Consider the following 15,888-nt stretch of genomic DNA (forward strand, 5'->3'; position numbering starts at 1 on the left):
TTTAATCATAAAAATCCCGCATACCGCGGGATTTTCTTACTCTTCTACATGTTCTTTTACATAGTTAACTACGTCTCCAACAGTTTTGAAGTTTTCTACGTCCTCGTCTGGTATTTCCATTTCAAGTTCATCTTCTAAAGCCATTATAAGCTCAACTATATCTAAAGAGTCTGCATTTAAATCATCAATAAATGACGATTCTAATTTTACCTCTTCTTTATCAACACTTAATTTTTCTGCTATTATATCTTGTATTTTTTCAAACATCCATTTCACCTCCTAATCACTATACAATTAGATAATAGTATATATTAAAAAGCTAGTCAATATTCTAAATAATAAAAGTTAATTATTTTCACTAATTTCTTTTTTTATTTTCCCAACAACATCTGATGCATAAAAAATTCTTGTCTGCTTAATTGCATTTTTAAAAGCTTTCCCATCAGAGCTTCCATGTGCTTTTATACAGATTCCATTAACTCCAACAAAAGGTGCTCCTCCAACTTCTTTATAGTCGAATTTTACTTTTAATGAATTAAATACTGGTTTTAAAAGCATAGCTCCAACCTTTGGCATAAATGATGCACTCATGATTTGATCCTTTATAATCCCTAAAAGATTTAAAGCTGCACCCTCATACAATTTAAGAACAGTATTCCCTACAAATCCATCACATACTAAAACATCAACTTCACCTTTTGGAATTTCTCTTGGTTCAACATTCCCAATAAAGTTTATCCCCTTTTCTTCTTTTAGAAGCTTATATGTAGCTTTTGTTAGGTCATCACCCTTCTCTTCTTCTTCCCCTATATTAACTAGTCCCACTGTTGGATTCTCTTTATTAAACACACTTCCATAGTAAATTGAACCCATATTTGCAAATTGAACTAAATATTCTGGTTTGCAATCCACATTTGCTCCTGAATCTATAACCATAAAGTTTCCGTTTCTTCCTGGCATAATTGGTGCAAGTGCTGGTCTTTCAACACCTTTTATTCTTCCAACTATTAATGTACATCCAGCTAAAAAAGCTCCTGTACTACCTGCTGATATAATTCCATCACATTCACCTGATTTAACTAAATTCAACGCTTTCACTATACTTGAATCTTTTTTTCTTCTAACTGCCATAACAGGATGTTCATTTGTACTTATAACTTCAGTTGCATTTACTATCTTTATTCTTTCATCAGTACAATTCCTCTTGTTAAGCTCTTCCTTGATGCTTTCTTCTGGACCCGTTATATATACTTCGACATCATTATATTCCTTTATAGCTTCTATAACACCTTCTACAACTGCTCCTGGTGCATTATCTCCACCCATTCCATCTATTACAATTCTCATTTCTACACCTCACTTCAATTAAGCTTTATTTTCTTAATTTCATAGTTTCTAATTAAATTATAAATCAATTTTATATAATCATAAACTCTTAAATAATATTTATATTTAAAAGTTTTATATTTCATTTTAATATTTCTTTGTATATAAAGAAAAGAAAGTCAAAAGACTTTCTTTTATTCTGCTGAAGCTACTACTTCTTTACCTTTATAGAATCCACAGTTCTTGCAAACTCTGTGAGCAAGTTTCATTTCGTGACATTGTGGACATTCAACTATCCCTGGTAAGCTCGCTTTAAAAGTTTGAGCTCTTCTTGAATCTCTTTTCGCTCTATATGTTTTTCTTGCTGGATTTCCCATGCTTACACCTCCTTATTTTCTAGTAGCGCCTTAAGTCCTGCAAGTCTAACATCAACATTACTATCATCTGCACATGTACATGATGAAGTATTTAAGTTAGTCCCACACATTTGACATAAGCCCTTACAATTGCTACTACAAATTCTCTTAATAGGTAAGGTTGAAACTATTGCACTTTCAACTATTTCTGTGATACTTAATGTATCACCATCTACAACTAAAACATCATCCTCTTGGGCCTTTGCTTCATTTGTAAACCTTTCTTCTATATCAATATCTATTGGATAGATAAAGGTTTCTAAACATCTCGAACATACTAATTCTAGTACGGTTTTTATGTTTAAGTCAAGCAAAACTTCATTACTTCCTGAAATTACTTTCCCTTTCACTAAAACTTTATCAGTTGGAACTATGTCTTCGCCACTAAAAGTGAACTTTTCCATGTAGAAGTCATATTCTATTTCTTTGCTTCTTTCTTTCTTTGAAATTAAATCGCTAAATAATATTTCCATAACTCCTCGCTCCTAACCTTTAATAGATTTTAGGCATAATTTTGCCCCTTAATGTAAGTTATATTATAAACAAACACAACTTATTATATAAAGGGGCAAGACAAAAGTCAAGATTTTTCGCTTTTTTTCTATCTATTATTTTACTAATTCTAGCGTATCTCTTGCTATAACTAATTCTTCATTAGTTGGAATTGCATATACTTGTATTTTAGAATCATCTGTTGAAATCTTAGCAACTTCTCCACTTACATGGTTTCTCTCTTTATCTAAAATTATTCCAACATTCTCAAAATCTGATAATATACCTGCTCTATTTGTAAATGAATTCTCACCTACTCCTGCTGTAAATACAATAGCATCTACTCCATTCATAGCAGCAATATATGCACCAATTTGTTTTCTTATTGCGTAACGGAACATATCTAGTGCTAATTGTGCTCTATCATTTCCTCCGTTAGCTGCTTTTTCTATATCTCTAAAATCTGAGCTTACACCTGAAACACCAAGTACTCCAGATTTTTTATTAAGCATTAAATTTATTTCTTCTAATGAATATCCTAACTCATTTGCTAAATAAAGTACAACTGCTGGATCTATACTTCCACTTCTTGTTCCCATTACAAGTCCATCAAGAGGTGTAAATCCCATACTTGTATCTACACAAATTCCATTTTTCACTGCAGCTATTGATGATCCATTTCCTAAATGGCATGTTATAACTTTTAAATCTTTTAAATCTTTTTTCATGATTTTTGCAACTTCATCTGCTACATATTTATGTGATGTTCCATGGAATCCATATTTTCTTACTCCATGCTTTTCATATATCTCATATGGAAGTGCATACATATATGCCTTTCCTGGCATTGTTTGATGGAATGCTGTATCAAACACTGCTACCATCTTAACATTAGGCATTAACGCTCTACAAGCTTCCATTCCTACAATATTTGGTGGGTTATGAAGAGGTGCTAATTTAACGCATTCTTCTAAACCTTTCATAACATCTTCTGTTATAATTACTGATTTAGAATATTTTTCTCCACCATGAACTACTCTATGTCCAACTGCATTTATTTCGCTCATATCTGATATAACGCCATTAGTTTTATCTACTAAAGCACCTAAAACTAATCCAATAGCATCTTTATGATTTTTCATTTCAGTTTCGATTATATATTTGTCTTTACCTTCAACTTTTTGAGTTAAAATAGAACCTTCTATTCCTATTCTATCAACTAATCCTTGTGCTAAAGCTTTCTCATTCTCCATATCTATTAATTGATATTTTAAAGATGAACTTCCACAATTTATTACTAAAATTTTCATAATATACCTTCCCTCCATCATCACTAATACTTTGCTAAATTTAGTGTCTTATCTTTAGTTTATATTTTATTTAGATTGCGCTTGAACTGCTGTTAATGCTACAACATTAACTATATCATCTGAACTACATCCTCTTGATAAGTCATTAATTGGCTTAGCAAATCCTTGACAAACTGGTCCTATAGCTTCTGCATTAGCAAATCTTTGAACTAATTTATATCCTATATTTCCTGCTTGTAAGTCTGGGAATATTAATACATTTGCATTTCCTGCAACTTTACTATTTGGAGCCTTTTGATCTGCTACTTTTTTAACTATTGCAGCATCTAATTGTAATTCTCCATCTATTAATAAATCTGGTCTTAATTCTTTTGCTTTTTCTGTAGCTGTTCTAACTTTATCAACTAATTCATGATCTGCACTTCCCATAGTTGAGAATGAAAGCATTGCAACTTTTGGTTCTATCTTACAAAGACTTCTAGCTGTTTCTGCAGTTGCTATTGCTATTGCTGCTAATTGATCTGCTGATGGATTAGGGTTAACAGCACAATCTGAGAATAATAACATTCCTTCTTCCCCATATTTTGATCCAGGTACTAGCATTATAAAGAAACTTGATACTACTGAAACTCCTGGAGCTGTTTTAATTATTTGAAGTCCTGGTCTTAAAAGATCTCCAGTTGTATGCACTGCACCAGATACCATACCATCTGCATCATCTGCTTTTACCATCATTGTTGCAAAGTAAAGAGGATCTCTAACAATCTTCTCAGCTTTTTCTATTGTCATACCTTTATTTTTTCTTAATTCATAAAAAGCATTTATATATTCTTCTAACTTAGGTGATGTTTCTGGATCTATTATCTCTACTCCCTTTAAATCAACACCTTGTTCTTTCGAAGCTTTTAATATGCTTTCTCTCTTTCCTATTAGCATTGGAAGAGCTAACCCTTCTTCAACTATTTTTTGAGCTGCTACTACTGTTCTTTCCTCGTCACCTTCTGGAAGAACAATTTTCTTTTTATCTGCTTTTGCAGCTTCCCAAATTTTATTCATAAGTTCCATGTTCATTTCTCCTTTCAAAATAGGATAGCATCCTTACGTCTACTATATTATTATTTTAATCTAACTTAGTATATAAATTCAAGGAAAATCACTCTCATTTATAGAAGTCTTTACATTTTTAATAATACGAATTTTCTGAATAATCACTTCTAGTTATTATAACGCCCCTTTTATGCTATACTTATTTTAAAACATTACGAGAGGAGTTTTTCTTTTGAAAATTACTGGTATAGTAACCGAATACAATCCATTCCATCTAGGACACAAATTCCATTTAGAAAATGCCATAAAGCAAACAGATGCTACTCATATAATTTGTGTCATGAGCGGGAATTTTATGCAAAGAGGCATTCCATCTATGTTAGATAAATGGAATCGTGCTAAAATGGCTGTTTTAAACGGTGTTGATTTAGTAATAGAATTACCACTAATCTATTCAACTTCATCTGCTGAAAGTTTTTCATATGGTGCTATAAATATTTTGAATAATACGAATGTAGTAGATTCTTTATTTTTTGGTTCTGAATGTGGAGATATTCAAAGTTTAAAATCCATTGCATCAGTTTTATCCAATGAACCTTCAAGATATAAAGATTTACTTAAACTTGAATTAGATAAAGGACTTCCTTTTCACTCTGCACGAGTTAACAGTTTAACTAGTTATTTAAAAGATGATAATTTAAAGACTATCTTAAAAAATTCTAATAATATATTAGGCATTGAGTATATTAAAGCTATTGAAAGATTAGATAGTCCTATGAAACCTATTACTATTCGAAGAGAAGGTTCTTTTTACAATGATAAAACTTTATCTACAAGCTTTTCTTCTGCAACATCTATTCGTGAAGAATTTTTTCTAAATTCTTTAAAAAACTTAAATTCTTCATTACCACAACCATCTTTCGATTTATTAAATAGTTTAAAAAACTCTAATTATGATTTTGTAACAGAAGAAAAATTATTTCAATTTTTAAAATTTAAACTTCTAACTGAAAACATTAATTTTTCTAATATTCCTGATCTAAAAGAAGGTATAGAGAATAAAATTTTAAAAGAAATTTCTTCATCCATGTCTTTAGATGAATTAATCACGCGAGTAAAAAGTAAAAGATATACTTATACAAGAATTTCTAGAATTCTACTTTCTATATATCTTTCACTTTATGAAAAAAACATAGAAGACATACATAATTCGGCCTCTTATATACGACCACTTGCCTTTAATAAAAAGGGAACAGAAATTCTAAAAAAAATTAAAGAACATTCCCAAATAGAAATTTTCACAAAAGTACCAAAAAAAATATCAAATCCTTCTTTAGAATTTGATGTCTTAGGTACAAAAGCTTATTCTCTATTAAATACTTCTATTAGCCCTTTTGATGATTATATAAAGACACCTTTTGTCTTAATAAATTAAAGTAATATAAGTTATGGTTATTAACATATAAATAATATGATTGGAGTTGATTTTGTGATCAGTATTATTGTTTTAACCATAATCTTTTTTTTATTTTTATTTATAATTTTAAGATATTTTAAAATTCAAAAAGATATTATTTTTTGCTTTTTTATAACTATTTTGACTTGTTTGTTTTTTTATGATATGAATAGCTCTCTAGAAAGTATCAAAAAAGGAGTCCAACTTTGCTTCTCATCAATATTTCCTAGTATTTTTTCTTTTTCTTTAATATGTAATTTACTAATTTCCTTTAATGGAATTGAATTATATTCTAAATATTTAGGAAATCTTTTATGTAGACCTTTTAGAGTTAGTTTTAACTGCTCATTTATTCTTATTGCAAGTTTTTTATGTGGTTATCCTTTAGGTGCTAAATATGCTACAGATGCTTATAAACAGAATTTAATTTCCGAAAAAGAATATGTAAGAATCAGTAGCTTAGCTTCTAACGCTAGTCCTGTCTTTATGCTAGGTGTTCTAGGACTATCTATTCTTGGAAATATTCAGTATGGATATATTTTAATCTTTTCATCACTGCTTTCAATTTTTTTTATTTCACTTATACTTCCTTCACCACGTGGAAAGAATTTTAATCCTTTTGAAAAAAAAATAAAAGCAACTCCTAAATTGGGAATTGCTCTTCAAACTTCAATAGAAAACGCACTTAAAACAACCCTTTTAGTTTGTGGTTATGTAATTACTTTTTCTCTTATTATTAACATTTTAAAAAACTTAACTTTTATAAAAGACTTTTTTGTTATTATAGAAAACTCTTTCAATCTTCCAGCCTCTTCATTATATGGATTATTCTTAGGAAGTATTGAAGTTACTAACGGATGCAATTTAATCTCTCAAACTAATTTAAGTGTTCATCTCAAAGTTAGCTTCATGGCATTTTTCTGCTCCTTTGGTGGACTTTCAATAATATTTCAAACAAGTTCTTTTCTTCTTTCTAACAAAATATCTTTTTTAAAGTATTCTGTTATTAAACTTGTCCAAGGAATTATAGCCTTCATTATTGCATTCATAGCTTCAAACTTATTTATCAATAATATTCAAACCTCTATAACTATAGCTACAGTAAATCCTTATAAATATATATTTTTTATTTGTTTTCTGTTATTTTTGCCTCTTTTATTTTTAATGATTAAAAAACTACTTAAAGTTCTTTAATTCCTTCATATTTTCTTTTATTGTGGAGCATGCCCCATTTAAATTATCATCAATTTCTTTAGCTGCTTTTTCGAAACTTAATTGAAGATTTCTTATAAGCTCCACTCTCTTCTTCTCTAATTCTTTATCTAAATTCCCTAAGATTTCCTCTGAATAATTTCTTGAACCAATTCTAATTGCTTTCGCTTCTCTTTGAGCTGCTCCCACAATTTCATTTGCTCTCAATTTAGCGTCTCTTACTAAATCATGATTTTCTATATTATATCTCTTTATTTTCTCTGTCTCTTCTTTAGCACCTTGAAGTTCTCTTTTAGCTTCATTAATAATTTTTTCTTTTTGCTCCGCAACCCATTTTGCCTCTTTAAATTGCTTTGGAAAATAATTTATTATTTCATCAATAGTATCATGGATTTCTTTTTTATCTACCATTACTTTTCCACTCATAGGAACTTTAGGCGCTCTATCAACCGTATCTTGAAGAAATTCTAAAAGTTCTAATACACTTGTATGATTTTCCATTATAAATACACCTCTATTACTTATTAAATTTATCTTCTATATCTTGTCTTATAGCATCAGGAACCATAAATGAGATATCTCCACCAAATTTACTAATTCCTTTTACAATCGATGAACTTATATACGAAGTTTCACTTTCACTTATCATATATACCGTTTCAATATTTTTATTTAATCTTTTATTTATTTTTTCCATAGTATTTTCATACTCAAAATCTGTAGTATTCCTAATCCCTTTTAATACAATATCTACTTCTTTTTCTTTAAGTAAATCTACAAGCATTCCATCAAAGCTTATAACTTCAATATTCTCGATTCCTTCTACTGCTCTTAATATTAAGCTTTTTCTTTCTTCGACTTCAAATAACCCTTTTTTATCTGGATTTATTAAAATAGCAATAATTATTTTATCAAATATTTTAGAACCTCTTTTTATTATATCTAAATGTCCATTAGTAATAGGATCAAAACTTCCTGGATAAACTACCCTTTTCATCTTACTCTTCTACCTCATCATACTTATAAAAACATACAGTTGTATTTCCATATTTCTTATTTCTAACTAATACTAAATTTTTGTATCCTTCATAAATTTCTTCCATAGAATCTATTTTTGTTACTATTATCCCATCTTCATCTAACATATTATTTTCATATATTGTTTTTAATGCTTCTGGAATCATTTCTCTACAGTAAGGTGGGTCTATAAAAATAAGATTAAAAACCTTATTCTTTTTAGCTAACATTTTTAAAACCGCATAAGAATCCATATTGTAAGTAAAGCAACAATCTTTAAACTTAAGATTTTCTACATTCTTTTTTAATATTGGATATGTTTGTGGGCTCTTATCTATTAAATGTACTTCTTTTGCTCCTCTACTTGCTGCTTCTAATCCTAAACTTCCTGTTCCTGAAAATACATCTACAACTACTGCATTGGGGATATATCCTTGAATTATACTAAACATAGCCTCTTTTACTCTATCTAAAGTTGGTCTTGTTTCATATGTTTCAGGGGATAATATTTTACGCCCTCTTGCTTTTCCTGCTATTATTCTCACTTTACTTCCTCCCTAGAGTTTTATTACATAATATTTTATCATATTAGACTTTTTTATACAATTTCTACTTAGTTAAAACAAATATATTTTCCTGTATTTTCAATATTTTTTTCAATTTCTTTAACTAATTTTTTATTTTTTTCTTCTCCACTATTTACTATGATATCTGCTTCACCTTTTGCTTTCATTAATATCTTAACATCTTCATAAATATTAGCTAAAACAAATTCTTCATCACCACTTTGTCTCATTCCAAACATTTCTCCTGAACCTCTAATTTTTAAATCTTGTTCTGATATATAAAAACCATCTGTAGATTCCACTAGAATTTCCATTCTCTTCTTTGTTTTTTCACTCTTAGCCTTTGCTAATAACACACAATAAGATTCATGACTTCCTCTTCCTACTCTTCCTCTTAATTGATGCAGTTGAGCTAGCCCAAATCTTTCAGCATTTTCAACAATCATTACAGTAGCATTTGGAACATTTACTCCAACTTCTATTACTGTTGTAGAAATAATTACTTTTGTTTTTCCATCTTTAAATCTACCAATTATTTCTTCTTTTTCTTTTGGTTTCATCTTACCATGAAGATATTCAATTTCGATTCCTCTAAAAACTCCCGTACTTAATTCATCATAAATTTTTTCAACAGAGTTTAATTCTAACTTTTCATTTTCTTCAATAAGTGGACACACTATATATACTTGCCTTCCACTATCTATTTCTGCTCTAGCAAGTCTATAGCCATCATCTCTTCTATTTTCATCATAAAACCTAGTATCAATTTTCTTTCTACCCGGTGGCAATTTATCAATTATAGATACATCTAAATCTGAATATACATAAAGTGCTAATGTTCTTGGAATAGGCGTTGCTGTCATCACCAATACGTCTGCTTTTTTCCCTTTATTCATAAGCTTAGCTCTTTGTTCTACCCCGAATCTATGTTGTTCATCTGTAACTATAATTCCCAAGTTATTAAATTCTACATTGTCTTGAATTAACGCATGTGTACCTATTAAAATAACCCGCTCATCTTCTTTTATTCTCTCTTTTATTCTTTTCTTTTCCTTTTCTTTTGTACTTCCTGTTAATAATTCAATATTAACTTGGAATCCTTCAAAAATTTTTTTAGCTTCCTCATAGTGCTGATTTGCTAATATTTCTGTTGGTGCCATAAGTGCGCCTTGATATCCGTTTGTATATGCATTAAAAAGGGCTATAAGAGCTACTATAGTCTTTCCACTTCCAACATCACCTTGAACTAATCTATTCATTGGGAATGTTGAATTTTGATCTCTAAGTATACTTCTAACAACTTTAGTCTGTGCATCCGTTAACGGAAATGGCAATTTTTCTTTTAATTCTCCTAGTTCTTCTGTCCATTTATATTTGATTCCAATTTCTTTTTTTATACTACTTTTCAGTAATAATAATTTCATTGAATAGGTAAATAACTCCTGAAACTTTAATCGTTGGATAGACATCTCTAATCCTGATTTTGTTTTTGGATAATGTATTTCCCTAATAGCTCTATCCAATGAAATAAAATTATATTTTTCGATAATGTATTCAGGTAAATTTTCATTTATTTTTATTTCATCTAGTACATCTCCAATTATCTTAACTAAAAAATTATTACTTAACTCTCCTTTTAGTGAGTATTTAGGAATAATTTCACTTTCTAAAGAATGTTTAGAGCTTACAATTGGATTTACTACTTCTAATCTATTTCCTACAGCTTTATATTTTCCTAGTAAATTATATTTCTGGTTAATTATAAATTTTGATTTTATGTACGGTTGATTAAACCATTTTCCTTCAATTATGTGTCCATTATAATCAAATTCTAAAGTTGTAATTGTTTTTCTATTTTTAGTTTGAATGTTACCCTTATATCTTTTAAAAACACATGTCAGTATTTTTTTCTCACTTTCATCTATTTCCTTAAAATCCTCATTTCCATTTACAAACTCATAGTCTCTTGGAAAATATAAAAGAAGATCTAATATATTAAATATTCCTGCTCTATTTAATCTCTCTTTACTTTTAGGGCCAATTCCTTTTATAGTCTCAATATTATTATATATATCCAAGTATCTCTCACCACCGTATTCTTTTTTATATTAAATAAAAGCACCAATTAAGGTGCTTTTACATCTATTATTCTACTGACATTAATAAGTAGTATAAAGGTTGTTCCCCTTTATATAACTGAATATCACATTCTTCAAATTTTGCTTCCATTTTTTCAACAAAGTTATTAGCTTCTTCTTCTGTTACATCTTCTCCATAAAAAATAGTAATAAGCTCACTATCTTCATTTACAAGATTATCTAGAACTTTTTCTGCAACCTCTAACTTGTCTTCTCCAACTTCTCTTATCTTTCCTTCAACAAGACCAAGCATATTTCCTTCTTTTATTTCGATTCCATCCATTTCAGTATCCCTAACAGCATATGTTACAGATCCTGTTTTAATAGTTTCTAAAAGGTCATTTAGCTCTCCAACATTCTCTTCAACTTCTCCATCTTTATTAAACATGGATAAAAGAGTTATTCCTTGTTGTATGCTAGTAGTTTTTATAACTACTATATTTTTTTCTGATATTTCAGCTGCTTGTTCTGCTGCCATTATTATATTTTTATTATTTGGGAAAACAAATATATTTTCTGCATTTATTTTTTCTATGCTATCAATTATATCTTGAGTTGATGGATTCATAGTTTGCCCACCTTCAATAACAAAATCAGCTCCTAAATCTTTAAATATATTAGCTATTCCATTTCCCATAGCTACTGTTATGAAACCATATTTTTTTGCTTTTTCCATTTTCTTAGCATCTTCTCTTAATTCATTAGCCATGATTTCTCTATGTTCTTCTCTCATATTATCAATTTTTATTTTTGATAATTCTCCAAACATAACAGCTTTTTCTAAAACTTTTCCTGGATTATTAGTATGAATATGAGTTTTTATTACATCATCATATCCAACAACTATCATTGAATCACCCATTGGTTCAATTAAATCTTGGAATTCTTTAGCCTTACTTGCATCACCTAAGATTATAAATTCAGTACAATATCCAAATTTAATGCTATCTGGATCAATTCCTGCACCTGCACTGGTTTTGTCTCCTCCACCAGCACCAATCTTAATATCTTTAACTTCTGCTTGTATTCCTTCTTTTAAAGCTTCAGTCATTCCTGATAAAATTATATAAAGTCCCATTCCACCTGAATCTACAACTTTTGCCTTCTTTAAGGCTGGTAGCATTTCTGGTGTTTTATCAAGCATTACTTTTGCTTCTCTTGTTATATCTTCCATAAATGCAACAATTTCAATCTCATTTGATTTTGAAGCTGCTTCTGCAGTTGCTCTTATTACTGAAAGAATTGTTCCTTCTGTTGGTCTCATAACAGCTCTATATGCTGCTTTTGATCCTTCTTCAAATGCAATTGCTAATTCTTTATAATTAATAGTCTCTTTTCCTTCAAGACCTTTAGAAATTCCTCTTAATATTTGAGAAAGTATAACTCCTGAGTTTCCTCTAGCTCCCATTAAGGCACCTTTAGCAAGTTTCTTCGAAACTTCACTTATAGACTCTGAATTAATATTCTCTATTTCTTTAACAGCTGCTTTAAATGTCATAGACATATTCGTCCCTGTATCTCCATCTGGAACCGGGAATACATTTAAAGCATTTACAAAATCACTTTCCTCAGCTAATCTGTTGCTCCCATTTACGACCATATTATAAAAATCACGGCCATTTATTTGTTTATATTCCATTAGTTTACCTCCTAGACTCTTACCGCTTGAACATTTACTGATATAGCTGAAACCTTTAGTCCAGTGTAGTTTTCTACATTATAACGTACCTTTTGAATAATGTTATTTGCTATAACAGATATTTTCATTCCGTACTCTACCATAATAAAAAGTTCAATATTTAATTTTTCATCTTCAGTTACTGTAAGTTTTACACCTTTGCTGAAGTTCTCTATTCTTATTAATTCCCAAAGTCCTTCTGCTGCACTTTTTGAAACCATTCCTACTACTCCATAGCACTCCATTGTTGATAGTCCAACAATTTTAGCTATAACATCTTCTGAGTAATGTACTTTTCCGTTTTCTCTTGAAAATCCAACCATTACTATTCCTCCTATACTATATCATATGTATATTTTATCTTAGAAAACTATTTAATTCAAGATTTATATTAATTTATATCTAATAATCCCGATATTTTTCTAAAATCCACTTGCAAATTATATTTATATTGTGATATACTGAATTCTGTCCTATTGAAGAGAATTTTATCTTCACTAATAAGGAGGTGTTTTCAAGTGGCAAGAAGATGCGAAATTTGTAATAAAGGCGTTGTTGCAGGTGTACAATATAGTCACTCACATCGTCAATCAAAGAGAACTTGGGCTCCTAACATAAAAAAAGTTAAGGCTTTAGTTAACGGAACACCAAAAAGAGTTCACGTTTGTACTAGATGTTTAAGATCTGGTAAAGTTGAAAGAGCAATATAGTTCAAATAAAAAAAATGCTTTGCAATTTGCAAGAGCATTTTTTTTCTTTTCACATAATTTACTTATGTATTATCTATTTTTTCCTAAAAATTCTAATTATTTTCGATAAAAATTTTGGTAATTTTATAGCCATTATTTTCATATATATATCCCTCCTAGAAACTTTTTTCTATTAGTATATATATATGCAAACTTTAAAATTTATTTCTTCTTTTTTAAATTTTAATTAATCATTACTTAGTATTACTAAAAGTCTTCCTTTTTCAAAAGTAATTTGGACATCTTCATCTAAAAATTCATTACTGATTGCTCTAGGCTCTAAAAGCTTCAAATCATACTCTTCTAACTCATATTTAGCTCCCTTAATAGAAAATTTTTCTACTACTTCTGATAGAGCATGAAAAGAAAGAATTTTCCCTTCAGTCTTTTTTATTTTATCTCCACTTTTTCCCATAAACATAATATTATTATTATCTATAATTTCTAATTCAACATTGTCTTCCTCACTATTTAAAAATAATCCAATGTTTCCTAAAAAATGGTCTACCCTTGTTCCTGTTGCACCTAATAAAAATATTTTTTTTACTTCTTTCATTTCTTTTGCTATATTATATGCTAAATGAGTGTCTGTATAATCTTTATCCGAATTAAATCTTCTTACTTCCACTCCTTTTCTCTTAAAGTATTCTATAGCTTCTAAACTCCCAGAATCAAAATCTCCAACAATTAAATTTGGCTCTATTTCATATTTATAAAGTACATTACAGCCTTTATCTGCACCTATTATATAGGATACTTGATTTTTATATCTTAAAAGTAATTCTTCACTTGGTTCTGTTCCTCCAGTTACTATTAAAATATTCACTTATCTAGTCTCCCCTAATAATTCTTCAATATTCTTTAAAATATCTCCTGAATATACTGCTGATCCTGCTACTGCAACATCTACACCAGCTTCATATGCTTCCTTTATATTATTTTTCTTAATTCCCCCATCAATTTCAATGATAAGATCTTTATTGTATTTTTCCTTAAGCGCTTTTACTTCTTTTATTTTATCTAAAGAATATGAAATAAAACTTTGTCCTCCAAATCCCGGATTAACACTCATTATTAATACCATATCTATAGTTTTAACTAAGTCATTTAATACACTTACAGGAGTTCCTGGATTTAAAACTACACCAGCTTTAACACCTTTAGATTTTATATACCCTATAGTTCTATCTATATGTCTATCAGCTTCATAATGTACTGTTATTATATCTGCACCCGCTTCTATAAAATCATCTACAAAGTTTCCTGGATTTTCAATCATTAAATGTACATCAAATATCTTATCTGTATATTTTCTTAAAGCTTTTACTATAGGTGCTCCTAATGTTATATTAGGTACAAAAGAACCGTCCATAACATCTATATGAATATATTCTGCCTTCGACTTATCTAATAAGCTTATTTCCTCTCCTAATTTTGCAAAATCTGCTGATAAAATTGATGGTGCTATTTTTATCATTTATATTTCCTCCCACTCATTATTTCTTCTAATGTTCTTATATAAAAGTCATATCTAAATTTATTTATTTTTCCTTCTTGCACAGCACTTTTCACTGCACAATTTGGTTCTTTATAATGTAAACATCCTCTAAATTTACATGAATTATTATATTCATAAAAATCTGGAAAACTTTCTTTTAAATCTTCTTTTTTTATAAAGTCTACATCTAGAGTAGAAAAACCAGGTGTATCTACAATGTAGCCTCCCTGTACTTCTATAAGTTCACTATGTCTTGTTGTATGTTTTCCTCTTCCTAATTTTTCACTTACTTCTCCCGTCTCCATATGCTCCCTATGAGTCATTTTATTTATTAAAGTTGACTTTCCTGCTCCTGAAGGTCCACATAAAACCGTAACATTATCTTTTATTTTTTCTCTTAATAGTTCTATTCCTTTTCCTTCTTTAGCATTTATAAATAGAACTTCATATCCAATTTCATTTATTTTTTCTTTTAACATATTTTTTTCATTTTCATCAACTAAATCAACTTTATTTAAACAAACTACTGCCTCTATATTATTACTTTCACATAATAATAAAAATCTATTTAATAAATCAAAATTTAAATCTGGATTTTTTATTGCAAAAACAACGAAGGCTAATGTTACATTTGAAACTGTAGGTCTTATAAGTTCTGAACTTCTTTCTCTTATTTTCTCTATTCTTCCTTTTCCTTTTTCTACTTCAATTTCAACATTATCACCTACCATAGGCTTTAAGCCTTGATATCTAAAGTTTCCTCTAGCCTTACATTCGATTATTTCATCTTCCGTTTTTATGTAATAAAATCCACCTATTCCCTTTAGTATTTTTCCTTTCATATTTCCTCCTATTTATATTATTCCTTTATAATATAACCTTTTTCATAAAATTTTACCACTTTTTTAAATAAAAAAGGCAATTGAATTTTAAAATGGAACCTATAAAGTGGACACTTATAAAAAGTGCCTTCGCTTATAGGT

18 protein-coding genes are annotated in these 15,888 nt (G+C 29.0%); 3 read left to right on the forward strand and 15 right to left on the reverse strand.

Translation table 11 applies throughout. From position 1 onward, the window contains the following. Nucleotides 1-36 precede the first annotated feature (36 nt). The 6 genes from acpP to pta form a co-directional block, all read right to left on the reverse strand. On the reverse strand, nt 37-267 hold the full coding sequence (gene acpP, locus Q0W06_RS03465) for an acyl carrier protein (protein WP_297631450.1): 231 nt from the start codon (nt 265-267) through the stop codon (nt 37-39). Between the two features lie 78 nt (nt 268-345). Then, on the reverse strand, nt 346-1,347 hold the full coding sequence (gene plsX, locus Q0W06_RS03470; protein ID WP_297631453.1) for a phosphate acyltransferase PlsX: 1,002 nt from the start codon (nt 1,345-1,347) through the stop codon (nt 346-348). Nucleotides 1,348-1,520: 173 nt separating this feature from the next. Then, on the reverse strand, nt 1,521-1,703 hold the full coding sequence (gene rpmF, locus Q0W06_RS03475) for a 50S ribosomal protein L32 (RefSeq protein WP_002597493.1): 183 nt from the start codon (nt 1,701-1,703) through the stop codon (nt 1,521-1,523). 2 nt (nt 1,704-1,705) lie between these two features. Next, a complete protein-coding gene (locus Q0W06_RS03480) occupies nt 1,706-2,215 on the reverse strand; it encodes a YceD family protein (protein ID WP_297631457.1) in 510 nt (169 codons plus the stop codon). A 135-nt stretch (nt 2,216-2,350) separates the two neighbouring features. Next, a complete protein-coding gene (locus Q0W06_RS03485) occupies nt 2,351-3,544 on the reverse strand; it encodes an acetate kinase (RefSeq protein WP_297631459.1) in 1,194 nt (397 codons plus the stop codon). A 66-nt stretch (nt 3,545-3,610) separates the two neighbouring features. After that, nucleotides 3,611-4,609 carry a phosphate acetyltransferase gene (pta, locus tag Q0W06_RS03490; RefSeq protein ID WP_297631461.1) on the reverse strand — a complete coding sequence of 333 codons (999 nt, stop codon included), beginning with the start codon at nt 4,607-4,609 and terminating at the stop codon, nt 3,611-3,613. Between the two features lie 214 nt (nt 4,610-4,823). Here pta and Q0W06_RS03495 point away from each other — a divergent pair, with 214 nt between their 5' ends. Together Q0W06_RS03495 and Q0W06_RS03500 are read left to right on the forward strand one after the other, a co-directional pair. After that, nucleotides 4,824-6,026: a nucleotidyltransferase gene (locus Q0W06_RS03495; RefSeq protein ID WP_297631463.1), complete on the forward strand. Its 1,203-nt coding sequence runs from the start codon at nt 4,824-4,826 to the stop codon at nt 6,024-6,026. A 36-nt stretch (nt 6,027-6,062) separates the two neighbouring features. Continuing rightward, nucleotides 6,063-7,241 carry a sporulation integral membrane protein YlbJ gene (locus tag Q0W06_RS03500; RefSeq protein ID WP_297631465.1) on the forward strand — a complete coding sequence of 393 codons (1,179 nt, stop codon included), beginning with the start codon at nt 6,063-6,065 and terminating at the stop codon, nt 7,239-7,241. Here Q0W06_RS03500 and Q0W06_RS03505 read toward each other — a convergent pair. From Q0W06_RS03505 to Q0W06_RS03530, 6 genes are all read right to left on the reverse strand, one after another. Further along, nucleotides 7,224-7,760, reverse strand: a complete 537-nt coding sequence (locus Q0W06_RS03505; protein ID WP_297631467.1) for an ATPase — start codon at nt 7,758-7,760, stop codon at nt 7,224-7,226. The two genes, Q0W06_RS03500 and Q0W06_RS03505, sit on opposite strands and share 18 nt — an antisense overlap. Nucleotides 7,761-7,776: 16 nt before the next feature. Continuing rightward, nucleotides 7,777-8,256 carry a pantetheine-phosphate adenylyltransferase gene (coaD, locus tag Q0W06_RS03510; protein ID WP_297631469.1) on the reverse strand — a complete coding sequence of 160 codons (480 nt, stop codon included), beginning with the start codon at nt 8,254-8,256 and terminating at the stop codon, nt 7,777-7,779. Between the two features lies 1 nt (nt 8,257). Next, nucleotides 8,258-8,821: a 16S rRNA (guanine(966)-N(2))-methyltransferase RsmD gene (gene rsmD / locus Q0W06_RS03515; protein ID WP_297631471.1), complete on the reverse strand. Its 564-nt coding sequence runs from the start codon at nt 8,819-8,821 to the stop codon at nt 8,258-8,260. Nucleotides 8,822-8,889: 68 nt separating this feature from the next. After that, nucleotides 8,890-10,920, reverse strand: a complete 2,031-nt coding sequence (gene recG / locus Q0W06_RS03520) for an ATP-dependent DNA helicase RecG (RefSeq protein ID WP_297631473.1) — start codon at nt 10,918-10,920, stop codon at nt 8,890-8,892. A 67-nt stretch (nt 10,921-10,987) separates the two neighbouring features. Beyond that, nucleotides 10,988-12,619 carry a DAK2 domain-containing protein gene (locus Q0W06_RS03525; protein WP_297631475.1) on the reverse strand — a complete coding sequence of 544 codons (1,632 nt, stop codon included), beginning with the start codon at nt 12,617-12,619 and terminating at the stop codon, nt 10,988-10,990. Between the two features lie 11 nt (nt 12,620-12,630). Beyond that, nucleotides 12,631-12,981, reverse strand: a complete 351-nt coding sequence (locus tag Q0W06_RS03530) for an Asp23/Gls24 family envelope stress response protein (RefSeq protein WP_297631477.1) — start codon at nt 12,979-12,981, stop codon at nt 12,631-12,633. Between the two features lie 195 nt (nt 12,982-13,176). On the opposite strand from Q0W06_RS03530, the gene rpmB reads away from it, so the two are divergent. After that, complete coding sequence (gene rpmB / locus Q0W06_RS03535; RefSeq protein ID WP_297631478.1) at nt 13,177-13,368, forward strand: 50S ribosomal protein L28; 192 nt, start codon at nt 13,177-13,179, stop codon at nt 13,366-13,368. 226 nt (nt 13,369-13,594) lie between these two features. Here the strand turns inward: rpmB and Q0W06_RS03540 are convergent, their stop codons facing one another. From Q0W06_RS03540 to rsgA, 3 genes are read right to left on the reverse strand one after another with little or no spacing between them, the layout of a single operon-like run. Continuing rightward, entirely contained in the window at nt 13,595-14,233 is a 639-nt protein-coding gene (locus Q0W06_RS03540) for a thiamine diphosphokinase (RefSeq protein WP_297631480.1), read from the reverse strand. Next, nucleotides 14,234-14,884 (reverse strand): ribulose-phosphate 3-epimerase, encoded by a 651-nt coding sequence (rpe, locus tag Q0W06_RS03545; RefSeq protein ID WP_297631482.1) that lies wholly within the window; start codon nt 14,882-14,884, stop codon nt 14,234-14,236. After that, nucleotides 14,881-15,747, reverse strand: coding sequence for a ribosome small subunit-dependent GTPase A (rsgA, locus tag Q0W06_RS03550; RefSeq protein ID WP_297631484.1), 867 nt, complete (start codon nt 15,745-15,747; stop codon nt 14,881-14,883). The genes rpe and rsgA overlap by 4 nt, the downstream gene beginning before the upstream one ends. Nucleotides 15,748-15,888: the final 141 nt, after the last annotated feature.

Origin of the sequence: uncultured Clostridium sp., from assembly GCF_947072515.1 — a bacterium.
Classification (GTDB): Bacteria; Bacillota; Clostridia; order Clostridiales; family Clostridiaceae; genus Clostridium.

Excerpts from the sequence above, each read along its gene's own strand:
- acpP (WP_297631450.1), bottom strand. The coding sequence starts at position 267 with ATGTTTGAAAAAATACAAGATATAATAGCAGAAAAATTAAGTGTTGAT.
- plsX (WP_297631453.1), bottom strand. The coding sequence starts at position 1,347 with ATGAGAATTGTAATAGATGGAATGGGTGGAGATAATGCACCAGGAGCA.
- rpmF (WP_002597493.1), bottom strand. The coding sequence starts at position 1,703 with ATGGGAAATCCAGCAAGAAAAACATATAGAGCGAAAAGAGATTCAAGA.
- Q0W06_RS03480 (WP_297631457.1), bottom strand. The coding sequence starts at position 2,215 with ATGGAAATATTATTTAGCGATTTAATTTCAAAGAAAGAAAGAAGCAAA.
- Q0W06_RS03485 (WP_297631459.1), bottom strand. The coding sequence starts at position 3,544 with ATGAAAATTTTAGTAATAAATTGTGGAAGTTCATCTTTAAAATATCAA.
- pta (WP_297631461.1), bottom strand. The coding sequence starts at position 4,609 with ATGGAACTTATGAATAAAATTTGGGAAGCTGCAAAAGCAGATAAAAAG.
- Q0W06_RS03500 (WP_297631465.1), top strand. The coding sequence starts at position 6,063 with ATGATTGGAGTTGATTTTGTGATCAGTATTATTGTTTTAACCATAATC.
- Q0W06_RS03505 (WP_297631467.1), bottom strand. The coding sequence starts at position 7,760 with ATGGAAAATCATACAAGTGTATTAGAACTTTTAGAATTTCTTCAAGAT.
- coaD (WP_297631469.1), bottom strand. The coding sequence starts at position 8,256 with ATGAAAAGGGTAGTTTATCCAGGAAGTTTTGATCCTATTACTAATGGA.
- Q0W06_RS03525 (WP_297631475.1), bottom strand. The coding sequence starts at position 12,619 with ATGGAATATAAACAAATAAATGGCCGTGATTTTTATAATATGGTCGTA.
- Q0W06_RS03530 (WP_297631477.1), bottom strand. The coding sequence starts at position 12,981 with ATGGTTGGATTTTCAAGAGAAAACGGAAAAGTACATTACTCAGAAGAT.
- rpe (WP_297631482.1), bottom strand. The coding sequence starts at position 14,884 with ATGATAAAAATAGCACCATCAATTTTATCAGCAGATTTTGCAAAATTA.
- rsgA (WP_297631484.1), bottom strand. The coding sequence starts at position 15,747 with ATGAAAGGAAAAATACTAAAGGGAATAGGTGGATTTTATTACATAAAA.